Genomic DNA, 23,796 nt, shown 5'->3' on the forward strand with positions numbered 1-23,796 from the left:
TCCGGTGCCTCTGCACGCCAATTTTTAAACACATTCCGAAAAGTTATGCGATTCAGTTTTATGATCCTGCTGGTATTACTGGTCTCCGGTCAATTGCTCTTAGCTTCCTCAAGCAAGGGGCAATCGCTTGATAAGATCAATGTCAGGCTGGAAGTGGGTAACGAAACGATAAAATCGGTGATCAAAAAAATTGAAAAGCAAACCAATTTGCGGTTTGCTTACAAAGACAATGTCCTGTCACCAAACACCCGCGTTACCGTTTCTTCCCTCGACAAATCGGTAAAGGATATCCTGGACGAGCTCTTTGCCAACCGGGGAATTGGGTATAGCCAGATAGACAACAATATTATTTTGTTTAATACCGCAACCGGAGGGCCTGCTTCGAGCAACAACAACGGGCAAATCGAAACAATACCTATAAATGGCAAAGTAACCGACGAAAAAGGTGAACCCCTGCCTGGTGTATCGGTAAGGATAAAAGACACTGATATCGGTGTAGCAACTAATGTTTCAGGCGATTTTACCATTACTGTTCCCAATGCCAATACCGTATTGGTATTTACTTTTTTAGGATTCAGACCGTTAGAACAGAGTGTTAATGGCAAAACCTTTTTAAAGGTGGCTTTAGTTCCTTTGAGCAAATCGCTCGAAGAGGTGATTATTGTGGGTTATGGTGCGGTAAAAAAGAGGGATCTTACCGGTTCGGTTGTTTCTGTTAAGGGTGATGAGATCACCAAAGTTGCGGCATCAAATCCTATGGAAGCGCTTCAGGGAAAGGTTTCGGGTGTAGATATCGTGCGTACAAGCGGTGCCGCAGGTGCAAATGTAAGCGTAACTGTTCGTGGTAACCGGTCTCTATCTGCAGGTAACGGCCCGCTTTATATAGTCGACGGGATTCAGTACAGCAATTATGAAGATATCAATCAAAACGACATTGCATCAATGGAGTTTTTAAAGGATGCTTCATCAACCGCTATTTATGGTTCGCGCGGAGCAAACGGTGTAATTATAATTACAACAAAAAGAGGCAACAGCGGGCAACCGAAAGTAGCTGCGGGTTCATATTATGGAATTTCGGATGTTGCAGGCTATCCAGTACCCATGACAGGGCCGCAATATGCAAACCTGAAACGTGAAAGCTTCAGAACTATAGGAACATGGAATTCTCCTGCCGACGATCCGAAAGTCTTTACCAGTGCAGGCGATCTGGCTGCGGTTCAAAGCGGCCTGTCATATTACTGGCCGGGGTTTTTACTGCATAAAGGCTCCCAACAGGATTACAACGCCAGCGTTTCCGGTGGTAGTGAAAAAACAAAAGCTTACTTTTCTTTTGATTATTTTAAGGAAAAAGGGTTATATGCTAATGATTACTCAAACAGGTATACCCTGCGGTTAAATATAGATCACCAGTTATTTAAGGCTTTTAAGGTGGGGCTGCAAAGTCAGCTTGCTTATTATGATCAAAACCTTCGAAACGATGGGGTATTATCCGTAGCCAATAAAATTATTCCCTATTTTAATCCGTATAATGCAGATGGTAGTATAGCTAAATTTCCAGGTAACGGTAACCAGGCCAATCCTCTTTTTGATGACGACGCATCCCAGTTTGTAAATAAGAACAAGATTACCCATTTGCTCTCAACCGCCTATGCAGAATGGAAGCCAATAAATGGCTTAACCATACGGTCAAATTTAGGTGTTACGCTGGCTGATTCACGAAACGGCCATTTTGAAAGTGCCAATACTATAAACCGGGCCTTATCTTCAGGGTCATTATCATCAGTAACCAATTCAAATGAGACTAATTTGCTTTGGGAAAATATTATTACCTGGCAAAAAACAATAGCAAGGCATAGCGTAGTTGTAACGGGTGTTACCAGTTATCAATCAAATGTTATGGACCAATCCGCGGCACAAGGCACCGGACAACTAATACCCGATCAATCCTTCTACGCGCTGCAAAACAATCCGTCTAACTTAAAAATATCGAGTAATTACGTTGGGCAACATTTAACTTCAGGAGCATTACGTTTAAATTATGCATTTAAAGACAGGTATTTACTAACCCTGACTGGGCGTGCTGATGGTTCATCTGTATTGTCGTCGGGAAATAAGTGGGCATTCTTCCCTTCGGCGGCCGCGGCCTGGCGTCTGGTTGATGAGGGATTTATGAAAACCCAAAACGTGTTTTCTGAGTTGAAATTACGTTTAAGCTATGGGGTTGCCGGCAATGCTGCTGTAAGCGCATACCAAACCCAAAGCAAGGCAGTGCTTATTCCATTTTCATGGAACGATATCACCGCATTAGCATATGGTCTTGACCCCAATATCGGAAACCCTCAATTAAAGTGGGAGTTAACAGGAACCTTAAACGCTGGTATAGATTTCGGAATTTATAAAGACAGGGTTTCGGGCACTATAGATTATTATGATTCGCACACAAGGGATTTGTTATTGCCACAGCAATTACCTGCCTCAACAGGAGCGCTAAGAACATTGGCCAATGTTGGCGAAAGTCGTAATACAGGTATTGAGATTGCACTGAAAACCATTAATATCCAGTCAGAAAGCTTTACTTGGACATCCAATATCACCTATACACGCAACAAGGAACGCATCACGTATTTACCAAATGGTGTAAACGACCTTGCCAATGGCTGGTTTATAGGCTACCCGGTTGTATCTTTTTACGATTATCAAAAAACAGGGATCTGGCAAACATCTGAAGCCGCCCAGGCTGCAACTTATGGGTACAAGCCAGGTGATATTAAGGTTGCTGATTTAGATAATGACGGAAAGTTTACCACAACATTTGACCGTAAAATACTTGGCTCAGCTGTCCCAAGGTATAGCTTTGGCTTTAGCAACGATTTTAAATATAAGGGCTTCGATTTAAATGTGCAGGTATTTGGACGTATCGGGCAGATGTTCGTATCTCAATACGCGTTGAAGTATGAGCCTAATGGAATTGAAAATGGCGCCAATGTAGACTATTGGACGCCGGAAAACCCCACAAACGCCTACCCAAGGCCAAGTGCCAATATCACAAAGGCATCCGAGCCATTTGCTTCAACCTTGGGCTACAAAGATGGTTCGTATGTTAAAATAAAGAACGCAACGCTTGGGTTTACCTTTCCTGCAAGTGTAACTAAACCCATTCACTTATCTAATTTGAGGATCTATGTGAGCGCCAAAAACTTTGCGACCTTCTCAAAGATAAAAGATTATGATCCTGAAGGCGGCGGTTCATTTGACAGGCCACTTACTAAATTGTTCCTGGCCGGTTTAAATCTTTCCTTTTAACCAATACTAATATCTAAAAAACATATTATGAAAAATTTACTAAAAAGTTGGGCGCTGCTGCTTATAGCCATTGCCACTTTATTTAGTGCCTGCAGCAAAAAGCTCGAAGAATATAACCCCAGCAATTTAACCGCTACAACAGTTTATACCAAAGCGGTAGGTTTTGAAACATTGGTTAATGCGGCCTATACCTATACCCGGTTTTGGTATGGAAAGGAAGAAGGGTACCTGGCCTCTGAAATGGGAACGGATATCTGGACGAGCGGTACCGGCGACCCATACCCAATGTTTACTCAATATATTAATTTACAAGGCACTGCAGACCCGCTGCCTTTATTGTGGAACAACTTGTATGCCGGTGTAAATTTATGTAATACGGGTATAGCCCAGATTGCTGCCGTTACAGATTATACGGCAGCCCAAAAATTGAACCGCGAAGCCGAGCTGCGTTTTTTAAGAGCATTTTATTACTGGCATATTGTTGAAACCTGGGGTGGTGTAAACTTTACCACCAAACCAACTGCAGGCGCCAATACAGAAGCTAATAAAACACCGGTAGAGACTTTTTACAAGCAGATATTTGAAGATCTTACATTTGCAGTAGCTAACCTGACTCCAACCACCACCGATTACGGACGGGCAACAGTGCCGGTAGCTAAAGCCTTTTTAGCACGGATGTACTTAACCCGGGGTATGAATGCCGACGCATTTAACATGGCCGATGATGTGATTAAAAACTATAGCTATGTATTGCAGCCTAAATATGCTGATCTGTGGAATATGGGGAACCTGAAAAATAAGGAAGTGATTTGGGCCATTGATTATTCAACCAACCTGGCCAATAACGATCTTACCTCGGCAACATATCCAAACGGGCACTATCGCGGTTCAAACAACGGGCACTTACTATACCTGATGGTTTATGACCAGGTAAATTCAAGCCTGCTCGTCCGTGATATTCCAAACGGAAGGCCGTTTAACAGATATATGCCCACTTTGGCTTATCTAAACATGTTTGATCAACAAAATGATTCACGCTATGCCGGCTCTTTTCAGAGTGTTTGGTATGCTAACAAAGCAGGTACTTATAATGGTAATGCTGTTAAAGTTGGCGATACGGTTTGTTATACCCCTAATGCAACTATACCTGCAGCATCGCAGAGCAGTAAATACGTTACTTATGACCTGTCCAAGGTATATAAATCAAATGGGGTACCTATTCAGCGTAAGTTTTATGTTTCTTTATCGAAATTTAAAGATTCAACACGTGCAAGTGTAGCTGAGGCCCAAAGTGCCCGTGATGTCTTTGTGATCAGGCTGGCCGAGATGTACCTGATTGCTGCCGAAGCAAAATTAAACCTCGGTGACCCGGGAACCGCGGCAACTTATATTAACGTACTCAGGACAAGGGCAGCAAAACCTGGTCATATAGCAGAAATGCAGATCACTCCTGCACAGGTTACGCTCGATTTTATTTTGGACGAAAGAGCACGTGAGTTGGGCGGCGAACAGTTACGCTGGTTTGATTTGAAGCGGACGGGTAAATTGGCAAGCCGGATCCAGGCTATGAACCCGGACGCCGCAGCCAATTTCAAGCCATATGAATTGGTACGACCCATACCTCAGGGACAAATTGATGCCGTAACCAATAAAGATGTATTTAAACAAAACCCGGGCTATAATTAATTTGAAACGGTATAAAAGGGATCTGATAAATGATCCCTTTTTATAATTTTTGAGTTTGCTATAAGTATGCAACCGGAGAAAAAAATTTTCTAAAAACAATATATGATGTACAGGAGCGGTAATATTAAAATTAAAGGCTTATCATTTATCTGCCTTTTAATGAGCGCGGTGTTGTTGATGTCTTTTCTGATTACTCCCGGCCATACCACCGTATACCTAGCGGGTGATTCAACAATGGCCAATAAGCAGCCAAAGGCATTTCCCGAGACAGGCTGGGGAATGCCTTTCAGCGCTTTTTTGATAGTACGGTAGTTGTTGACAACCGTGCGCAGAATGGCCGAAGCACTAAAACGTTTATTAGTGAAGGCTTATGGAGTTCTATTATCGGCAGTTTAAAGGAAGGCGATTATGTATTTATACAATTTGGCCATAATGATGAGGTACCCACTAAAAAGAGCTATATCAATGAGCAGGGGTTCCGGGATAACTTAGCAAGGTTCTGTCCGCGAAACCAGGGAAAAAAAGCAAACCCGGTATTGCTGACACCAGCAGCGCGAAGAAAGTTTGATACAACAGGAACCCTAGTTGGCACACATGAAGTGTATTCGGCCATAGTGCGTAAACTGGCAGCAGAACAAAAGGTCCCGCTGATTGACCTGGACAGGGAAAGCCAGGCTTTATTGCAAAAACTCGGGCCCGAGGGATCAAAAAAGTTGTTTAATTACCTTACTCCGGGAGAAAGTATTAATTATCCGGAAGGCCGGGCTGATGATACGCACTTTAATGAGTTGGGAGCCCTGAAAATGGCCGAAATAGTTTTAGCAGGCATCCGGTCGTTAAAGCTTGGACTTACCCCGCATATCGCGCATTCAAATGTTAAACCTTTATATGAAAAATAAATTACTGTTCGTTACGCTATTAATTATAAACGGACAGGTTCTTGCGCAACAAAAAAAGGACTATCCGTAACTGGTGCCAGTTATATCTCTAAAGTATGGGTGGCAGATCAGGGTAATGGCACCTATAAAAATCCGGTGATAAATGCCGATTATTCCGATCCTGACGCTATTCGCGTTGGCGATGATTTCTATCTTGTATCTTCAAGCTTTGAAGCAATTCCAGGTTTGCCTGTTTTGCATTCAAAAGATCTGGTTAACTGGAGCATCTTAGGTTACGCGTTATTGAAGCAGCCACCCTTTGATCATTTTGACGTACCGCGGCACGGCGATGGGGTTTGGGCCCCCGCCATCCGCTATAACCATAACGAATTTTATATTTATTATCCTGACCCTGATTTTGGCATTTACGTGGTAAAAGCTAAAAACCCTGCCGGTCCCTGGAGCAAACCCGTTATGGTAATGGAAGGCAAAGGTATAATAGATCCCTGCCCGCTGCTAGATAGCGACGGCAGCATGTACCTTGTGCACGGCTTTGCAGGCAGCCGGGCAGGTATAAAAAGCGTAATCGCTGTAAACAAATTAAATAATGACGGAACCAGGGTAGTTGACGATGGCGTGATTGTTTATGACGGGCATGAAATGGACCCTACCATAGAAGGCCCGAAGTTTTATAAGCGTAACGGGTTTTACTACATTTTTGCTCCGGCTGGGGGCGTTCCTACAGGCTGGCAACTGGCGCTGCGTTCAAAAAATATCTATGGGCCATATGAGCGGCGGGTAGTAATGGATCAGGGGAAAAGTAGCATCAATGGCCCGCATCAGGGTGCATGGGTGGATACACCAACCGGAGAAGACTGGTTTCTGCATTTTCAGGATAAGGGCGTTTATGGGCGCGTAGTGCATTTACAACCAATGATCTGGAGGGATAACTGGCCTGTTATTGGTGTGGATAAGGATGGTGATGGCAAAGGCGAACCGGTATTAACGTATAAAAAGCCCAATGTTGGTAAAATCTTTCCGGTGAGCACTCCGCAGGAAAGTGACGAATTTAATACCATATCTCCGGGCTTACAATGGCAATGGATGGCTAACGCGAAGTCCGTATGGATGTTTATGAACACCAATAAAGGCGCTTTGAGGCTTTATAGTTATCAACCCCCAAATGATGCCGCTAACCTGTGGTTTACGCCAAATGTGCTATTACAAAAGTTTCCGGCTGATGAATTTATGGCTACCGCCAAGATCACCTTTACGCCTAACTTAAAGCTGGAGGGTGAAAAAACGGGACTTACCATTATGGGTTTCAGCTACGCTAATATAGCCATGCAAAGTAGAAAGGATGGCATATACCTGGTATTTACTACTTGTACAGAAGCAGATAAGGGCAAAAAGGAGCTGGAGGAAGTGATTACGAAGCTATCGTCACCAACTGTTTACCTGCGTGTTAAAGTAACGAAGAACGCTGTATGTAACTTCAGCTACAGCACCGATGGAATAGATTATAAAAATACCGGCAGGCAATTTACGGCCGAGGCAGGCCGTTGGATTGGGGCCAAGATTGGCTTGTTTTGTACGCGTACAAGCCAGATCAATGATTCGGGTTATGCTGATGTAGACTGGTTTAGGGTAACGCCTAATAATTAACACGTTGTGTGGGTTATATTGGAACCGGTATCCATGATTTGTTAATCAGCAATAAATAAAAATAAACGAAGATGATCCGGTTAGTTTATCATCACCAAAATGAATTCGTATGAGAAGTAATCAGCTTATAAAAAGGTGTCTGCTTATTATTGCCATCCTTGCACAGTGTTCATTGATGTTACAGGCTCAAAACAAGCAGCCTTATTCGCAGCGCATGACACAAACGGTTATGACTATCTGGAAAGACAGCCTGACAACCGGCGACAAGTGGACTTATGACCAGGGCGTGATTTTGAAAGGCATAGAGGGCGTGTGGCAACAAACAGGCGACAAAAGATACTTCACCTATATACAGCGATGTATGGACAGATATGTTACGCCCGACGGCAATATCCGCACCTATCGGCAAGCTGATTATAATATAGATAACGTATTGTGCGGCCGTAATTTGTTGACGTTATATAAAGTGCTGGGTGCCCAAAAATACTATAAAGCGGCAACGTTGCTGCGTGAGCAACTGCGGAAACAACCGCGTGTACCTGAAGGAGGCTTTTGGCATAAAAACCGTTATCCAAACCAGATGTGGCTGGACGGTTTATATATGGGCGAGCCTTTTTATGCTGAATATGCTGCCGCTTTTCATGAAGATACGGCATTTAATGATATAGCCAGGCAATTTATCCTGATGGAAGAAAAGGCCCGCGACACAAAAACCGGGCTGTTGTATCATGGCTGGGACCAAAGTAAAAAAGAACGTTGGACTAACCCGAAAACCGGCCAGTCGCCTAATTTTTGGGGCCGGGCAATGGGTTGGTATGGGATGGCATTGGTTGATGTGCTTGATTATTTTCCGGCGCAGCATCCCAAACGCGTGGAGTTACTGGCAATACTTAACCGGTTTGCCGCGGCAATTGTTAAATATCAGGATGAAAATTCTGGCTTGTGGTACCAGGTACTTGACAAAGGTTACGCCAAAGGGAATTATCCGGAAGCATCAGCATCATGCATGTTTGTATACACCATGGCAAAAGCGGTGAGGCAGGGATACTTACAACCAACCTATTTACCCGCCATTCAAAAAGGCTATAACGGAATTATCAAAAAGTTTATTGAAACAGATGCAAATGGACAGTTAAATCTTAACGGCACCGTGAGTGTATCGGGGCTTGGAGGGAAACCATACCGGGATGGGAGTTACGAGTATTATTTAAGCGAAATGGTAATAACTAACGATGCTAAAGGTGTCGGCGCATTTATATTAGCCAGCGTTGAGGTAGAGCGCCTGCCCGATGTGTATAGCGGAATGATAAAACAATAATTCTGGTAGTCTAAAAAATCTTATGTATCATAATTATCACTAATTCCATTGCCGATTATAGGAATGGGGTCGCCACTAATATGCTTTAGATTTTTAACTTTGATCCGCTATGAAATGGATCACGCGTGCCCGTCCTAAAATTGACCGTATTGCCTGCCCGTGGCTCATCAAACGCTTCATTGATCCTGAAGGTGAAATTATCTACGTTCCGTACGAGGAAGTGCTGGTGAGGGCATCAGAGCTGGATGCTATCCCTTTTGATATTCCCAATGTAGAGTATACCCACTACGAAGATCAATGCACCTTTGATTATTTCCTTAAAAAACACCAGTTAAAAGATGCAGCTTTAAACCGGCTTGCCTCGATAATCAGGGGCGCGGATACCGACCGTCACGATTTTGCACCGCAATCAGCCGGGTTGGAAGCGGTATTTTCGGGGTTAAGACATGATATTGCCGATGATCAGCAACTCCTGGCATTAGGCATGGTGATCTACGATGGACTATACAACTGGGCCAAATACCTCCATAAACAAAAGCATACAGATGGACCTGTTGAACAGAGGCTTATAGAGGTTTACCACCAGTACCTCAAGACTAAAGGAGATAAAAAACCGCCGTCCTGGACAAAGGAACTTAAAGAGATGATCCAGGATCAAATCGATACCAATATGAGCCTGAGCCTGCAACAGGCGTCTGAAGAGCTGGAAATCAACCCTGCTTATTTATCCAGGGAGTTTTCCAAATATTTTGAGAATATGAGTTTTGGCGATTATATCCGGAAAATGCGGATTGAAAAAGCCATTAACCTTATGGGGACCACCACCCACAGCTTCACGGAGATTGCTTACCTGACCGGCTTTTCTGATCAGGGCCATTTTTCGAGGATTTTTAAACAGCATACGGGGCAAAGCCCTTCGGAGTATAAAAAAGCCTGGCCAAAAAGTAAAATCTGTCCAAATGGTAAATTTTATTCAAGCTTTTCCAGTAGATTGTTTATAGCGTTGCAACCATAAATTTATATATAGTGTATTCAAAAACCTATTCGAAATTTTATCAGGCTAAAACCTCAAAAATTATACTGTTGATGCTGGCCATCGGGTTATTTTGTCTGCAGCTTCATGCACAGCAATCCGGCAGCATTTACCTTGATTCCCTGCTCAGCACGGCGGCCCGTAATTATCCGCTGATTAAAGCCAAACGTTTGCAGACCCAGGGATTGCAATATGCCGTTAAATTACAGCAAAACGGCATCATTCCTTCTATAAATGCATCTTACCAGGTAGATTACGCTACTTACAACAATATTACGGGTATGATTTACCCGCAATACATTACACCTATCAGCGGCCCGCCAAGCAAATCAAATGATTATAAAGGCACGCCAGGAAGTGCCGCAGCTCTGAACCTGCAATGGGAGCCTTTTACCTTTGGGCAGCGTGGAGCAACCGTTGAATTGGCCAGGGGAAACTCAAAAACGGGCAAGCCGACAGAACGCTTACCATTTTTCAGCATAAGATATTTGTGATTAATGCCTGGCTCAATTACCTGCTTACGGCCGACCTGGTTAAAGTTTATCAAAGTAATATCAGCAGGGATGCTTATCACCTGAAACAATCGCAGGCTGTTGTATCAAGCGGGTTAAGGCCCGGAACGGATTCATCTACTTTTCACGCCGAACTGGCTAAAGCACAGATCCAACTCATAGCTTTTGAACGCCGAAGGGATTCATGCCTGATCGTTTTAAAAGAACTTACCGGTGGTAACTTACCCGGTACCCCGGTGGCAGATTCTGCGATGTTTAAGAGCCTGCCTGTTGTTCCACTCAATGCTGATGATACTGAACATCCCGAGCTTAGCTTGCAAAAAACCAATGTACTGACCAATGAGTTAACCCTTAAAACCTACAAAAGAAGCCTTTTGCCTAAACTAACTATCTGGAGCGTGGGTTATGGCCGCGGATCAGGCGTAGCCGCCGATGGGGCGGTTAATAATGGTGATGGATGGCGTTTTGAGCGGTATAATTATGGTATCGGCGCACAGCTTTCTTTTCCTATCATGGAAGTATTTCGACAGAAACCCTTATTCAAACAGCAGCAACTGAATATTGAGACCAGCCGGGAGCAGCTTAAACAAACCGAACTTCATTTGAATACTGAGCGGGAAATCGCAGATTCCGCTTTAACTAAGGCCATACAATCTGCCCGCCTGGCCCCGGAAGCATTGAAAGCGGCGCAGTACGCCTACCAGGCAATACACTCCCGCTATCAGTCGGGGCTCATCAGTTATTATGATGTGATCCAATCCCTGCAATTGCTCTACCAATCGGAAGCCTCGGTTAAGATCGCTTATTGGGGAGCCTGGAAATCTTTATTAACTAAGGCTGCTTACCAGGGCAATATAGATATCTTTTTAAATCAATACGGAAAATGAATATCATCCAGCTTTTATATGGTTCATTAAGAAAACCGGTAACGATCATTGTCGCGGTTATCGCCATCATTTTCTTTTCCGTAATTTCTATTCGCAATATGCCCGTAGATATTTTTCCAAAACTGGGCACCCCAACCATCTATGTAGCACAAACCTATGGCGGCTTGTCTGCCGAGCAATTGGAAGGTTATATCACTTCTTATTATGAATACCACTTTCTGTATGTTACCGGCATCAAATCGGTTGAAAGCAAGACAATACAAGGCGTAACCCTGCTAAAGCTGAACTTTCATGAGGGTACTGATATGGGCCAGGCCACCGGTGAAGTTGTGGCGATGGTGAACCGGGCCAGGGCATTTATGCCACCGGGTACTATATCTCCCTTTGTTACCCGTTTTGACGGCGGCAGTGTACCGGTAGGGCAACTGGTATTCAGCTCAACGCGCTCCCTGTCTGAAGTGCAGGACCTGGCCTTGTTTAAGGTAAGGCCCATGTTCTCAACCCTGCCGGGTGTTTCCGCTCCGCCGCCGTTTGGGGGTAACCAGAGAACCGTACTCATTAAAGCGGATCCTGATAAATTACGCAGTTATAACGTTACACCCCAGGATCTGGTAACCGCCATTGCCAAGGGGAATGTCATCACCCCCTCGGGTAATATTCGTGTAGGCGACCAAACGTTGATCACGCCGCAAAATACGGTTGTGGAAAATATCCAGGACCTGGCTAATATTCCCATTAAAACTGGCAGCGGCCCGACTGTTTTTGTACATGATGTGGCCGCGGTAGATAATGGGGCGGATATTACATCAGGTTATGCGCTCATTAACGACAAACGCTCAGTATATATTCCTGTAACCAAAAGGGCCGATGCTTCTACCTGGGATGTGGTTCAACGGGTTAAAGCGGCATTGCCGGATATGCAGGCTGCCATACCGCCGGATATCAAAGTGAGCTACGAGTTTGACCAGTCGGGCTATGTCATCAATTCGATAAAGAGTTTAACTACAGAAGGGATATTAGGTGCCGTACTCACTGGCCTCATGGTACTGTTATTTCTGCGCGATTGGAGGGGATCGCTCATTGTGGTACTTACTATTCCGCTGGCTTTGTTATCAGCAATTATTTGTTTGAAATTATTCGGGCAATCCATCAATGTCATGACTTTAGGCGGCCTGGCGCTGGCCGTTGGTATTTTGGTAGATGAAGCTACCGTTACTATAGAAAACATCCATCATCACCAGGAAAAAGGCGAACCCAAAGGCCGGGCGATACTAGAAGCTTCTAAAGAGATAGCATTACCCAAGCTGTTAATATTGCTATGTATCCTTGCGATATTTTTTCCGGCATTTTTTATGTCCGGTATTCCCAAAGCGATGTTTTTGCCTTTATCCTTAGCGGTAGGTCTGGCCATGATCGCGTCATTCCTGCTTTCACAATCCTTTGTCCCGGTCATGGCCAACTGGCTTTTTAAGGATCATTTGAGCGAAAAGGCGAAAGAGGGTGAAAAGACGAGTAAATTTAAAGACCGGCATGGCAAATGGCTGAAAAAAGCCGCCACCGCATCTACATTGATTGTTACGGTATACCTGTTGGTATCTGTGGTTGCCGCGGTTTTATTGTTCAATGTTTTAGGAAAAGAATTATTTCCTAAAGTTGATGCAGGCCAATTCCAGGTCAGGATTCGTTTAGCCGATGGCACCCGTCTCGAGCGAACTGAAACTAAAACCAAAGCATTGCTGGCCCTGATAGATAGTTTATCGGGCGGGCAAAAAATAGCCATTACTTCTGCCTTTATCGGCAACCAGGGTTCGTCATACCCTGTTAATGCCATCCACTTATGGACAAGCGGCCCTCAGGAAGCAGTTCTTAAAGTCAATTTCGTGGAGAATGCAGGCATAAATCTCGAAGATTTTAAGGAAACTTTGAGAAAAGAAGTGGCCCTGAAAATACCCGGCATGCAAATTTCCTTTGAGCCGTCGGACCTGGTAGACCAGGTGATGAGCCAGGGCACCAATACCCCTGTACAGATTAGGATATTGGGTAAAAATTTATTACAGGACAGGGATTTTGCGCAGCGGATCCTGGATCAACTACACAAATTGCCATACCTGCGGGATATTACCTATGGCGCACCTCAAAGTTACCCCGCCATGAAACTGGAGTTTGACCGGGTTAGGTTAGGACAATTAGGCTTAACGGTAGATGACGCAAGTAAATCACTGATCGCGGCCACGTCTTCCAGCAGGTTTACCCAGCCCAATTACTGGCTGGATAAAGCTAATGCCACTGCTTACCAGGTGCAGGTTCAGGTGCCGGAGTTTGTCATGAACGACCCTGGTAAAGTAGATAATATCCTGTTGGGTTCAAATGGCGGCAAACAGGTGTTTATGCGGGATGTGGCCAGTTGGAAGATGGGTAGGATAGAAGGGGAGTACGACCGTTTAAACCAAAAGCGTTTTATCACGCTTACAGCTAACCTGCATGGCAAATCGTTAGGCGCTGCCATCAGCGACATTGATAAGATTATTGCGGGCTTAGGCAAGTTGCCCGATGGTATGAAGATCCAGCAGCAGGGCCAGGCAGAAGTGTTTCAGCAAACATTTGATGAACTGCAAACAGGTGTCCTGCTGGCCATTGTCGTGATATTCCTGTTGCTGGCTGTTAATTTCCAATCATTCAGGATTTCGCTGATCGTGATCGGTATTATACCAGGCGTATTGACCGGGTGTTTTTTATTGCTGTGGCTAACGGGCAAAACCTTAAACATTCAATCTTACATGGGTTGTATTATGGCCATTGGCGTGGCGGTGGCCAATGCTATCCTGTTTATCATACAGGCAGAAAGCTATCGTAAACTAAGAACGGAAAATTCATTTCTGATCGGGATCAGGGATAGGACGCGGCCAATCCTGATGACCGGCCTTGCAATGATCGCAGGTATGGTCCCGATGGCATCGGGAATAGGTGAGGGCGGGGATCAGACCGCGCCTTTAGGCATAGCGGTAATAGGCGGGTTATTATTCGGGTTGCTCTTGAGCCTGTTAATTTTACCACTGATCTATCATGCCTTAGCCGGCGATCGCCCGGTTAAGTTAATCTCACTTGATCCCGACGATAAGGAAAGCAAATACTTTACCATTACAGAACCAAACGCATGAAAGCATTACATACATATTTAGGATTAGGCCTGTCGCTGGTACTTGGAGCTTGCGGCAGCAATGAAAATAAGACACCGGTAGCTACGGTGGCGCCGGCAAAACAACCTGTAGAGCTGATTGAACTTAAAGCCGGTAAAGTGAGCAATAAACTCAGCCTCACCGGGGAAATTATACCAAACGACCGCGCCAATATCTATGCCCGTACAGCCGGTTATGTAAAAGATGTAAAAGTGGACATTGGCAGCAAGGTGAGTAAAGGCCAGGTGCTTTGTATCCTGGACGCGCCGGAACTAAAAGCCGGCGAGGCGCAGAGCCGCAGTAACAGCCAGGGAGCTTATTCTAAGTTCCTGTCCAGTAAAAGCGTTTATTCGCGGTTGTTAAAAGCATCCAAAACACCCGGCGCCATATCAGATAACGAGCTGGATATTGCCCGCAACCAAATGAAAACGGATAGCTCCGCTTACGAAGCTTCTAAAGCTGCTACCCGGGCTAACCATGCATTAGAAGATTACCTGGTTATCCGGTCACCATTTAACGGAGTAGTTACCGCGCGTAATATTTTTAAAGGCGATTATGTGGATAATACCGGTAAAATCCTGCTTTTTACTGTAGAGGATAACTCGTTGTTAAGGATCCAGGTGTCGGTACCGGAGGCTTATAATGCTACTAAAATAGAAGATAACCAGGCCTCGTTTACCGTTTCTGCTTTGCCGGGTGTTGTATTTAAAGCCAATCTTGCCCGAAAATCGGAAGCGATCAGCTCAGATACCCGGAGCGAAACATGGGAGTTTAGTTTCCCCAATCAAAAAAAACAGCTTAAGCCCGGGATGTTTGCCCAGATCACCTTAAACGTTGATCGACCTGATCCTGGCTTTACGGTACCTTACAAGGCTGTTGTAACTACGCAGGAACGCAAGTTTGTCGTGAAACTCGTGGATGGCAGAGCGAAATGGGTAGATGTAAAAACAGGGTTTACAGGCAAAGAAAAAGTAGAAATTACTGGTGACCTGAAAGATGGCGATAAACTGGTTAAACAAGCCAATGAGGAGATGAAAGAGGGTGCAACTCTTCCTGTTAAGCAATAGTTGATCAATGTATCACACAGAGGTTATAAATTAATTCCGGGGTTCCAATCGAAACATTGACAGATACACAGGCAACAGTGCTATCAGGGCACAGGTGAGCTTTTCCATAGATCATTTGCCGCAATATGCAATGGCGATCCGTAAGCCTTGCCTTAGTCATATCAAAAAACGGTTTTAAAATTTCAATTTCATTGCTATCTTAACCTGATTTTTTGATAAGATTTGTACCTGAACCCATGCGTAAAGTAGTTCCCTTATTGCTAATAGCAATTATCCTTTGTACTGAACGTGTAAGCGCACAACGCGACACTATAATGGCTTACATGAAGAATTTTACTGTTGCCCCCTGGCTGGCACCGTCAGCGAAAATAACCAATAGTAAAGATAGTGCTGATTTTATCCGAATGGTAACCACACCAGATTCCAGTACCGATAACCAACTTTTCCCCGTCAATGATTATTATTTAAATGGGAAACCCAAACTTCAAGGTGTTTCGAATACAGGTTTAATAGAGGCACAATTACAAGGTGCCTGTATTGAATATTTTCCTAATGGTAAAAGGAAGCGTATTTGCAATTATGAAAAAGGCAGGCTTTCCGGCGATATAACCGAATACTATCCCAACGGCAAAATTTATTTGTCCGGAATTTACAAAAAGGATACATTAATCGTTGCCCAGTGCGCTGACTCAACAGGACGCGTATTAGCCGAAAACGGCAACGGTACTATAATTCTTTATTCTGATGATTTTAAAAACACAATCGGTACTGGTCCTATAAAAGACGGTTTAAAAGACAATGCCTGGAATGGAACCTTAAACGATACTTTACGCTATGAGGCGACTTATAAAAGCGGCAACCTGATTGCAGGGAACAGCTATGCGAAAAGCGGTAATAAATATTCTTTTAATAAGGAATATACTGCCCCTGAATTTATGGGAGGGCTAAACAAATTCGGAAGCTTCCTTGCGAAAAGTATAGTATACCCGCTTGAAGCACGTAATAATAATATACAGGGGCGGGCAATCTTAACCTTTAACGTTGATCGGCAGGGCATCTTACACGATATTCGCTCCATACAAGGGAACCTAATCCTGGCTCAAGAAGCTTTACGGGTGATGCGTTTATCCCCGCCCTGGAAACCCGCCACCAGTTATGGCATTACTGTTGATGTAATTTATTCTGTACCAATAAGTTTTTCATTGGCTTATGAACAACGCTAAGTTAATTTTAAACCAATCCCAACACTTTGCTCGTCCTTGCCCTGGTTTCATCGCTCAAAGCCTCGTTACTGGCCAATGACACGCCATATGAAGGGATCATTTGCCTGAATTTTTGCTGCCAGGCCTCTGTTTTGACGTGGTTTTTAAAACAACGTTCGATAAGCTGGATCATAATAGGTACCGAAGTAGATGCGCCCGGTGAGGCGCCTAACAAGGCTGAGATACTGCCATCAGCAGAGGTAACCACCTCTGTGCCAAATTCCAGCACACCAGTATGTTTGGCGTCCTTTTTAATAACCTGTACACGCTGGCCGGCTATATCCAGATCCCAGTCTTCGGCTTTGGCCGTTGGCATGTAATCCTTAAGTGCGTTAAGCCTGTCGGCAGGCGATTGCATAACCTGAGATATGAGGTATTTGGTTAAAGGCCAGTTATCGCGTCCCACAGCAAGCAGGGGAAGTATATTGTTTAACTTAATAGAACCAAAAAGATCAAGCAGAGATCCTTTCTTCAGGAAGCGGGTTGAAAAACCTGCATATGGACCGAAAAGTAAAGATCGTTTACCATCGATCATCCGGGTATCCAGGTGAGGAACCGACATTGGCGGCGAACCAACCGATGCCTTACCATAAACTTTGGCTTCATGTTGTTTTACCACATCGGGGTTGTTACATACCAGCCACTGGCCGCTTACCGGGAAGCCGCCAAAGCCCTTACTTTCCGGAATTCCTGATTTTTGCAACAAGGGCAAGGCACCACCACCGGCACCAACAAAAACAAATTTAGCATTCAGTTTTCTTTTATTGCCAGTGTTTTTATCTTTTACCGTAATTTTCCAGGTACCGTCGGCATTGCGTTTAATATCTCTTACATCATGATTAAGGCTTATGTTTACGCCTCCTTTTTGTTTAAGCTCATCTATAAGCGCACTGGTAAGGCTGCCAAAGTTTACGTCGGTGCCGATATCCATAAACGTTGCCGATACTTTTTCATCAGGGTCGCGGCCTTCCATCACCAGCGGGATCCATTTCTTTATCTGAGCTTTATCCTCCGAGTATTCCATCCCTTTAAAAAAATGATGCTTGGTAAGGGCCTGCTGACGTTTTTTTAGATATTCAACATTTTCTTCACCCCAAACAAAGCTCATATGCGGCACTTTACGGATAAAACTTTGCGGGTTATTTAAAAGGCCCTGTTCAATAAGATAAGCCCAAAACTCTTTACTGGTTTCAAACTGCTCGGCAATTTTAATAGCTTTTTTTATTTCAACGGTACCATCGGGAAGCTGAGGGGTGTAGTTTAATTCACAAAATGCTGAGTGACCGGTACCTGCATTGTTCATCGGGGCCGAACTTTCGGCAGCGATAACATCCAGGCGTTCAAAAATTTCAATCGTCAGATCGGGCTGCAGCTCTTTAAGCATTACACCAAGGGTGGCGCTCATAATACCTGCGCCAATTAAAACCACATCAACTGTTAAATTTGAACCTGTACCGCTATTAGTCATTTTATTATGATATCCTGCATATGCCGCAGTGTTATTTATAACAAGGTAAACCTCGTTTTTTTAAAATTGTTATGATGGTTTAAGTCCTGCCGCTAATTAACCGGCCCGGCAAAATAAATCAGGCAATTTTAAGAAATTTTTATAGAAAAACTGTCCTTTACCTGTCCATTAAATGCAATAAAATCTATGTTTAAATTGTTTAAACTCCATTTATAGATTAATACCGCATTTGGTATATCAAAACACGATAACACAAAACGGCTAAAATGATGTATATAAGTTAAGAGCTAATCTATAAACCATGATTCTGTTTAAACCATGTATTTGTTTTTGCGCCTTGGCGATGACCATATTTGCTTGCAAACAAAACAAACCGAAGCCTTTATCAAATGATATTTCAAAAACAATAGTTACCGTTGCAGGTAAAAAAAATAGCGTGATCAATAATCCGCGCAAAAAATATGGAGAGGCAACGGTGGGCGATCCATGCGTAAAATGTTTGCTTACAGTTATTCAGGATAGTAAAAGCTACAAAGAAAACACCAACGGTGTTTCGCCGCAAAACATAAATTATACCATTAACTGGGTAAAAGCGTCGGCCCCGGCATTAACACCAGACACGAGTAACAAAACCAACGGTATAAGAGTTGACGTAAAGAAAGATGAAGATGGTGAAGACGCGCGCTTATGCACATATATTTATAACAATACCAGCGGTACCATGTACCTGCTCAATAGCCAGAATAAATATCAGCATGAAGTGTCAAGCATAACACCCGCAATTCTTAAAAAAATCCGCCATAATTGTTACTGGGGTGTGGCATCAGAATAATTAGCTTTGCCTTCAACAGTTAAACATACTTGCCCTTTACATTCTTCATCATTTTGTAAGCGCCCTTTAAAACATTGATCAATGCTTCGGTTTTCATGGGCTTGGCAATATAATCGTCCATGCCTTCACTTATACACATATCCCGGTCGTCGGGGCCGGCATTAGCGGTCATAGCGATGATAAAAGGCTGCTTAAAAGCATATTGACGAGATATGCCGGGTTGCCTCAAAGCCATCCATCTCAGGCATTTGTACATCCATGAAAATTACATCAAAGGTTGGATTAGCCTTTAATTTATCGAGCGTTTGGTGCCCGTTATGGGCCAGTTCAAAACTATAGCCCAGCTTCTCCAACATGCGGCTAATCAGCTTTTGATTAACCGTGTTATCTTCAGCCACAAGTATGCTGAGGGGGTGATCTTTCGCAAAATTTACATCAAGCAGTTTGTCCGGCTTTGCTTCAGGAGCCGGCGCCTGTGTTTTTCCCTGGAACTCGGCCTGGAGGCTTTTACCTAATTGCGATTGTTTTACAGGTTTGGTTAAAATAGTTGAAAATAAGCCCGGATATTTTTTCTTTGAACCATCGCCTATAGAACTGAGCATAATTATCGGCAATTCTCCATAATTGCTTTTGATTTCCCGCGCCAATCCTACGCCATCCATCTCAGGCATTTCCATATCGGTTATAACCAAGTTAAATCCGTTATTGGCAGTAAGGATGTCAAGCGCCTGCCTGCCCGAGGCCGCCGCCACCGTTTGGATTCCCCATTGTTCGAGCTGCGTTTGCAGGATAAACCGGTTTGTTTTATTATCATCAATAATAAGCACCTTTTTGCCCTCAAGCTCTTCGGCATTAAAAACAATAGGTACATGTTTCGACTGTTTGTTGCTGATAGTGGCTTTTATGGTAAATACAAAAACAGAGCCTTCTCCATAAATACTTTCAGCCCATATTTCGCCCCCCATTAAGTTTACCAGACGCTGGCTGATCACGAGACCAAGGCCGGTGCCTCCATACTTTCGCGTTGTTGATGAATCAACCTGCGAAAACGCATTAAACAAAGTTGTCAATTTATCCTCCGGGATCCCTATACCGGTATCCATTACACTAAAACCGATTTCAATTTCCTTATCGCCAATACTTTTGGATAAAAACACTTTAATAAATACTTCGCCGCGTTCGGTAAACTTAAGTGCATTGCCAGTTAAATTAGTGAGCACCTGTTTTAATCTCAAACTATCACCAATTACCTGCTGGGGCAGGGCGGGGTCAATCTGGTAAACCAGCTCCAGTTCGCGTTTGGCTGCATTTTGCGAAAAGATATCCATTACCTCTTCAATACACTGGCGCAGGTCAAAATCTTCCTGCTCCATTTCCATCTTTCCTGATTCGATTTTGGAGAAATCAAGGATATCATTGATCACATTTACCAAACTATCACCGCAGGAAATAATGGTATCCGTATAATCGCGCTGCTCGGCATTCAGTTCAGTTTCGCCCAGGAGTGAGGCCATGCCAATAACACCGTTCATGGGCGTTCTGATCTCATGGCTCATGGTAGCTAAAAATATGCTTTTGGCCTGGTTAGCTTTATCAGCTTCTTCCCGGGCCTCACGTTCCTGTTCTTTTTGCAGTTGCAGCTCTTCCGATTGGGAAAGCAGTTCTTCGTTCAAAGCCTGTAACTCTTCGGACTGATTTTGGAGTTCAGCATTTAAGGTCTGCAGATTTTCGGATTGTGTTTTCAACTCTTCCGATTGTTGCATTACCTCGGCGGTACGTTCGCTAACCTGCTTTTCAAGCAGGTTTTTTTGTTTCACTATAGCATTTACTTTATAGCGATAAAATGCATAAATGGCCGTAACAATCAGCACGATCAGCAAACTGATAAACCACCAGGTAAGCCAGAAAGGCGGAAGCACAGTAACATTCAGGCTTACCTGCCGGATAGACCATTTGCCATCGGCGCTGCGGCTTTTTACCCTGAATACATAATTTCCGGCCGGCAGATTGGTATACGTGGCCGTGTTTTTATTGCCTACATAATTCCAGGTTTTATCAAAGCCTTCGAGTAAATAAGCATACGTTCCCTTATTGCTTAGGGCAAAGTCCATAGATACATATTCAAACGATATAACCGATTGATCATGCGTTAAGGTTATTGATTTTGTTTCGGAAATATCTTCTTTCAGGGGCGAAGGATCATCGCTGTTTTGAGCTACGCGGATAGATTTGTTATAAATCTGAAAATCGGTAAGTACCAGTGGAGGGTTATATATATTTTCATGGATATTTTCAGGATTAAACATATTAAACCCGTTAACCCCGCCAAAGTACATGGTGCCATCATGACTTTTTACAGCCGAGTGAGGTTTAAACTCGTCGGCCTGTAAACCATCCTCAATGGTAAAATTCCTGAATTGGTTAGTTTTAGGATTGTATTTGGAAATGCCTTTATTGGTACTGATCCATAAATTACCGCTGTTATCTTCTTCAACCGCGTACGCGTAATCATTGGGAAGGCCATCCTTTGCTTTAAAATTTGTAACCTTACCGGTAGCAGGATTTAAGCGATAGATACCGCCGTAAGTGCAGATCCAGATATTACCCAGGTGATCTTCAAAAAGGTCGAGCGCGGTGTTGTTGCCTACCGCACTGTTCAGTTTTTCGTATTGTACCGGTTTAAATGAATCAGTTGCAGCATCATACAGGTTTACGCCTCCATCATTAGTGCCCACCCAAAGGTTACCTTTCGAATCGCCAAGCAGCGAATTGATATTATCACTGCTTATGCTTTTGGGGTTGCCGGGATCGTGACGGTAATGAATAAACCTGTTGGCTTTAGGGTCAAATAAATCAAGCCCTGTCCCAAGCGTGCCAAACCATAGTTTTCCATCAAGTGTTTTAGTGATGGCATAAATGTTATTCCCGCCTATACTTGTACTATCGTCCGGATTATGTTTAAATGTCCTGAACCTGCGGGTTTGCGGGTTCATCATACTTACCCCATCGCCCCAGGTGCCAATCCATAGGTTATTTTTCGCATCTTCCTGTATAGCCAAAACATAGTTTCCGCAAACACTGGCATTGTCGTTTTTGTTGTTTTTATAAACCTTAAACTCACCCTTCTCCGGGTTGAAAAGATTGAGGCCGCCGCCATCTGTGCCTTGCCATATGTTGTTATTTTTGTCTTCGTAAATACTTAATACAAAGTTATTTGACAGACTATTTGGCTGGGCGCCGTGCTTGTAATGTATGAAGTTTTCGCTTGTTTTTTTATAAAAGTTAAGGCCTGATGCAAATGCAGCGATCCATATATTCCCGCTCTTATCTTTCAGGATTACATCTACCGAGTTATTAGCAATGCTGCTGTTATCTACATCATCCTCAAAATGGTTGTTAAATTTTCCTTCGGCATAATTAAAAATACTTAACCCGCCGTTTTCCGTACCTATCCACAAGTTATGATTACTGTCTTCTACCATGCATTGTACCGTGTTGTACGAAAGGGAATTATTATCGTGCGGATCATTCTTATAATGGGTAAAAGTTTGGGTTGCCGGATTAAACAAATTAAGGCCCCCATCACTTAGCCCAACCCATAAACGATGATCGCTATCTTCCAAGATAGCATTGACCTTGTTGGCTGATATAGAAGAAGAGATGCTTTCATCATGAACAAAGCGGGTAAAATCACCGCTTTGAGGCTTATAAAGATTTAGTCCGCCGTAGGTTGTACCCACCCATACCTTATTTTGACTGTCTACATAAACTGTACGGACATTGTTATCACTTAAACCGGTTGCATCGGCTGCATTATACCGGTAATGGGTAAACTTTTTTCGCGATATTAAACTGATCAAGACCTTCTTTTTGATTCGAGACCCACAGGTTGCCGCTTTTATCGAGCGCTATCTTAACTAAAAGATCGCTCGCAATTGAATTGGTATTGTTTCGGTTATGGCGATAATGGATAAAACGATCAAGTTTTCGGTCGTACATGTTTAACCCCCACCGCTGGTCGAGATCCACAGGTTTCCGTTTTTGTCCTCAATTACATCCTGAACAAAGCTGTTGCTGATACTGTTAGTATCGTTAACGATGTTTTTAAAAACTTTGAATTTGTTACCGTCATAACGGTTAAGACCGTCGCGCGTGCCCACCCATATAAAGCCGCGGCTGTCCTGCATAATGCAATTGATGTTTAACTCAGAAAGCCCCTCGCGACTGCCGATATGCTGAAAATGAATAGGACGGTTTTGCGAGAACACGCATAACGAAATAGCTTGCAACAATAAAACAAGATAACACTTATAGCTATTCATTAAAATATTTCTGGGCAAATTGAAGAAGTGGTTTAACCGTGCATGATTGGCTGCATTAAATTTAATAAAATTTACCGTTTATTAAATATCAGCTAATATCATTTACTATTTAAACGAGATGGTAACAAATTTTGTTATACCATTTTAACAAAACAAACATTTACTTTTGCCATATGCAGCAACAGCCCAATAACCCGTTACATGGCAAAACACTTGAGATGATCCTTAATGAATTGGTAGCTCACTTTGGCTGGAAAGAACTGGGCACACGGATCCGGATCAATTGTTTTAACGATGATCCAAGTATAAAATCAAGTCTCAAGTTTTTGAGAAAAACCGATTGGGCAAGGAAAAAGGTAGAAGAGTTGTATTTGGAGATAGTGTGAT

18 protein-coding genes are annotated in these 23,796 nt (G+C 43.5%); 13 read left to right on the forward strand and 5 right to left on the reverse strand.

Going from position 1 to position 23,796, the window contains the following annotated elements:
- Positions 1-45 precede the first annotated feature (45 nt).
- The 11 genes from ACQ86K_RS13130 (at position 46) to ACQ86K_RS13180 (ending at position 16,748) form a co-directional block, all read left to right on the forward strand.
- Positions 46-3,303, forward strand: coding sequence for a SusC/RagA family TonB-linked outer membrane protein (locus ACQ86K_RS13130; RefSeq protein ID WP_256337481.1), 3,258 nt, complete (start codon positions 46-48; stop codon positions 3,301-3,303).
- 27 nt (positions 3,304-3,330) lie between these two features.
- On the forward strand, positions 3,331-4,989 hold the full coding sequence (locus tag ACQ86K_RS13135; protein WP_091170862.1) for a RagB/SusD family nutrient uptake outer membrane protein: 1,659 nt from the start codon (positions 3,331-3,333) through the stop codon (positions 4,987-4,989).
- Between the two features lie 272 nt (positions 4,990-5,261).
- Positions 5,262-5,888 carry a rhamnogalacturonan acetylesterase gene (locus ACQ86K_RS13140; RefSeq protein WP_431200847.1) on the forward strand — a complete coding sequence of 209 codons (627 nt, stop codon included), beginning with the start codon at positions 5,262-5,264 and terminating at the stop codon, positions 5,886-5,888.
- A 99-nt stretch (positions 5,889-5,987) separates the two neighbouring features.
- Positions 5,988-7,532 (forward strand): glycoside hydrolase family 43 protein, encoded by a 1,545-nt coding sequence (locus ACQ86K_RS13145; RefSeq protein WP_431200511.1) that lies wholly within the window; start codon positions 5,988-5,990, stop codon positions 7,530-7,532.
- A gap of 109 nt (positions 7,533-7,641) precedes the next feature.
- Positions 7,642-8,850: a glycoside hydrolase family 88/105 protein gene (locus ACQ86K_RS13150; RefSeq protein WP_218134469.1), complete on the forward strand. Its 1,209-nt coding sequence runs from the start codon at positions 7,642-7,644 to the stop codon at positions 8,848-8,850.
- Between the two features lie 109 nt (positions 8,851-8,959).
- Complete coding sequence (locus ACQ86K_RS13155; protein ID WP_431200512.1) at positions 8,960-9,865, forward strand: chromate resistance protein ChrB domain-containing protein; 906 nt, start codon at positions 8,960-8,962, stop codon at positions 9,863-9,865.
- Positions 9,866-9,876: 11 nt separating this feature from the next.
- Positions 9,877-10,377 carry a TolC family protein gene (locus ACQ86K_RS13160; RefSeq protein ID WP_431200513.1) on the forward strand — a complete coding sequence of 167 codons (501 nt, stop codon included), beginning with the start codon at positions 9,877-9,879 and terminating at the stop codon, positions 10,375-10,377.
- Positions 10,374-11,282, forward strand: coding sequence for a TolC family protein (locus ACQ86K_RS13165; RefSeq protein WP_431200514.1), 909 nt, complete (start codon positions 10,374-10,376; stop codon positions 11,280-11,282). The genes ACQ86K_RS13160 and ACQ86K_RS13165 overlap by 4 nt, the downstream gene beginning before the upstream one ends.
- Positions 11,279-14,440: an efflux RND transporter permease subunit gene (locus ACQ86K_RS13170; protein WP_091170871.1), complete on the forward strand. Its 3,162-nt coding sequence runs from the start codon at positions 11,279-11,281 to the stop codon at positions 14,438-14,440. Before ACQ86K_RS13165 ends, ACQ86K_RS13170 begins: the two co-directional genes overlap by 4 nt.
- Complete coding sequence (locus tag ACQ86K_RS13175) at positions 14,437-15,525, forward strand: efflux RND transporter periplasmic adaptor subunit (protein WP_091170874.1); 1,089 nt, start codon at positions 14,437-14,439, stop codon at positions 15,523-15,525. The genes ACQ86K_RS13170 and ACQ86K_RS13175 overlap by 4 nt, the downstream gene beginning before the upstream one ends.
- Before the next feature lie 236 nt (positions 15,526-15,761).
- Positions 15,762-16,748 (forward strand): energy transducer TonB, encoded by a 987-nt coding sequence (locus ACQ86K_RS13180; RefSeq protein ID WP_091170876.1) that lies wholly within the window; start codon positions 15,762-15,764, stop codon positions 16,746-16,748.
- A 7-nt stretch (positions 16,749-16,755) separates the two neighbouring features.
- On the opposite strand, the gene ACQ86K_RS13185 is transcribed toward ACQ86K_RS13180, so the two are convergent.
- Positions 16,756-18,255, reverse strand: coding sequence for a malate:quinone oxidoreductase (locus ACQ86K_RS13185; protein WP_091170879.1), 1,500 nt, complete (start codon positions 18,253-18,255; stop codon positions 16,756-16,758).
- A 343-nt stretch (positions 18,256-18,598) separates the two neighbouring features.
- On the opposite strand from ACQ86K_RS13185, the gene ACQ86K_RS13190 reads away from it, so the two are divergent.
- Complete coding sequence (locus ACQ86K_RS13190) at positions 18,599-19,087, forward strand: hypothetical protein (protein WP_091170883.1); 489 nt, start codon at positions 18,599-18,601, stop codon at positions 19,085-19,087.
- A 19-nt stretch (positions 19,088-19,106) separates the two neighbouring features.
- On the opposite strand, the gene ACQ86K_RS13195 is transcribed toward ACQ86K_RS13190, so the two are convergent.
- Genes ACQ86K_RS13195 through ACQ86K_RS13210 form a run of 4 tightly spaced genes read right to left on the reverse strand, consistent with a single transcriptional unit; the run spans position 19,107 to position 23,409 of the window.
- Positions 19,107-19,259 carry a hypothetical protein gene (locus ACQ86K_RS13195; protein ID WP_431200515.1) on the reverse strand — a complete coding sequence of 51 codons (153 nt, stop codon included), beginning with the start codon at positions 19,257-19,259 and terminating at the stop codon, positions 19,107-19,109.
- A 19-nt stretch (positions 19,260-19,278) separates the two neighbouring features.
- Positions 19,279-22,947 carry a two-component regulator propeller domain-containing protein gene (locus ACQ86K_RS13200; protein ID WP_431200516.1) on the reverse strand — a complete coding sequence of 1,223 codons (3,669 nt, stop codon included), beginning with the start codon at positions 22,945-22,947 and terminating at the stop codon, positions 19,279-19,281.
- Positions 22,901-23,086, reverse strand: a complete 186-nt coding sequence (locus ACQ86K_RS13205) for a hypothetical protein (RefSeq protein ID WP_431200517.1) — start codon at positions 23,084-23,086, stop codon at positions 22,901-22,903. The genes ACQ86K_RS13200 and ACQ86K_RS13205 overlap by 47 nt, the downstream gene beginning before the upstream one ends.
- Positions 23,087-23,088: 2 nt before the next feature.
- Positions 23,089-23,409, reverse strand: coding sequence for a ligand-binding sensor domain-containing protein (locus ACQ86K_RS13210; RefSeq protein ID WP_431200518.1), 321 nt, complete (start codon positions 23,407-23,409; stop codon positions 23,089-23,091).
- A 173-nt stretch (positions 23,410-23,582) separates the two neighbouring features.
- Between ACQ86K_RS13210 and ACQ86K_RS13215 the strand changes: the two genes are divergently transcribed.
- Complete coding sequence (locus ACQ86K_RS13215) at positions 23,583-23,795, forward strand: VF530 family DNA-binding protein (protein WP_091170888.1); 213 nt, start codon at positions 23,583-23,585, stop codon at positions 23,793-23,795.
- Position 23,796: the final 1 nt, after the last annotated feature.

The organism is Mucilaginibacter sp. P19 (assembly GCF_050632265.1).
In the GTDB taxonomy this organism is placed as follows: Bacteria; Bacteroidota; Bacteroidia; order Sphingobacteriales; family Sphingobacteriaceae; genus Mucilaginibacter; species Mucilaginibacter gossypii.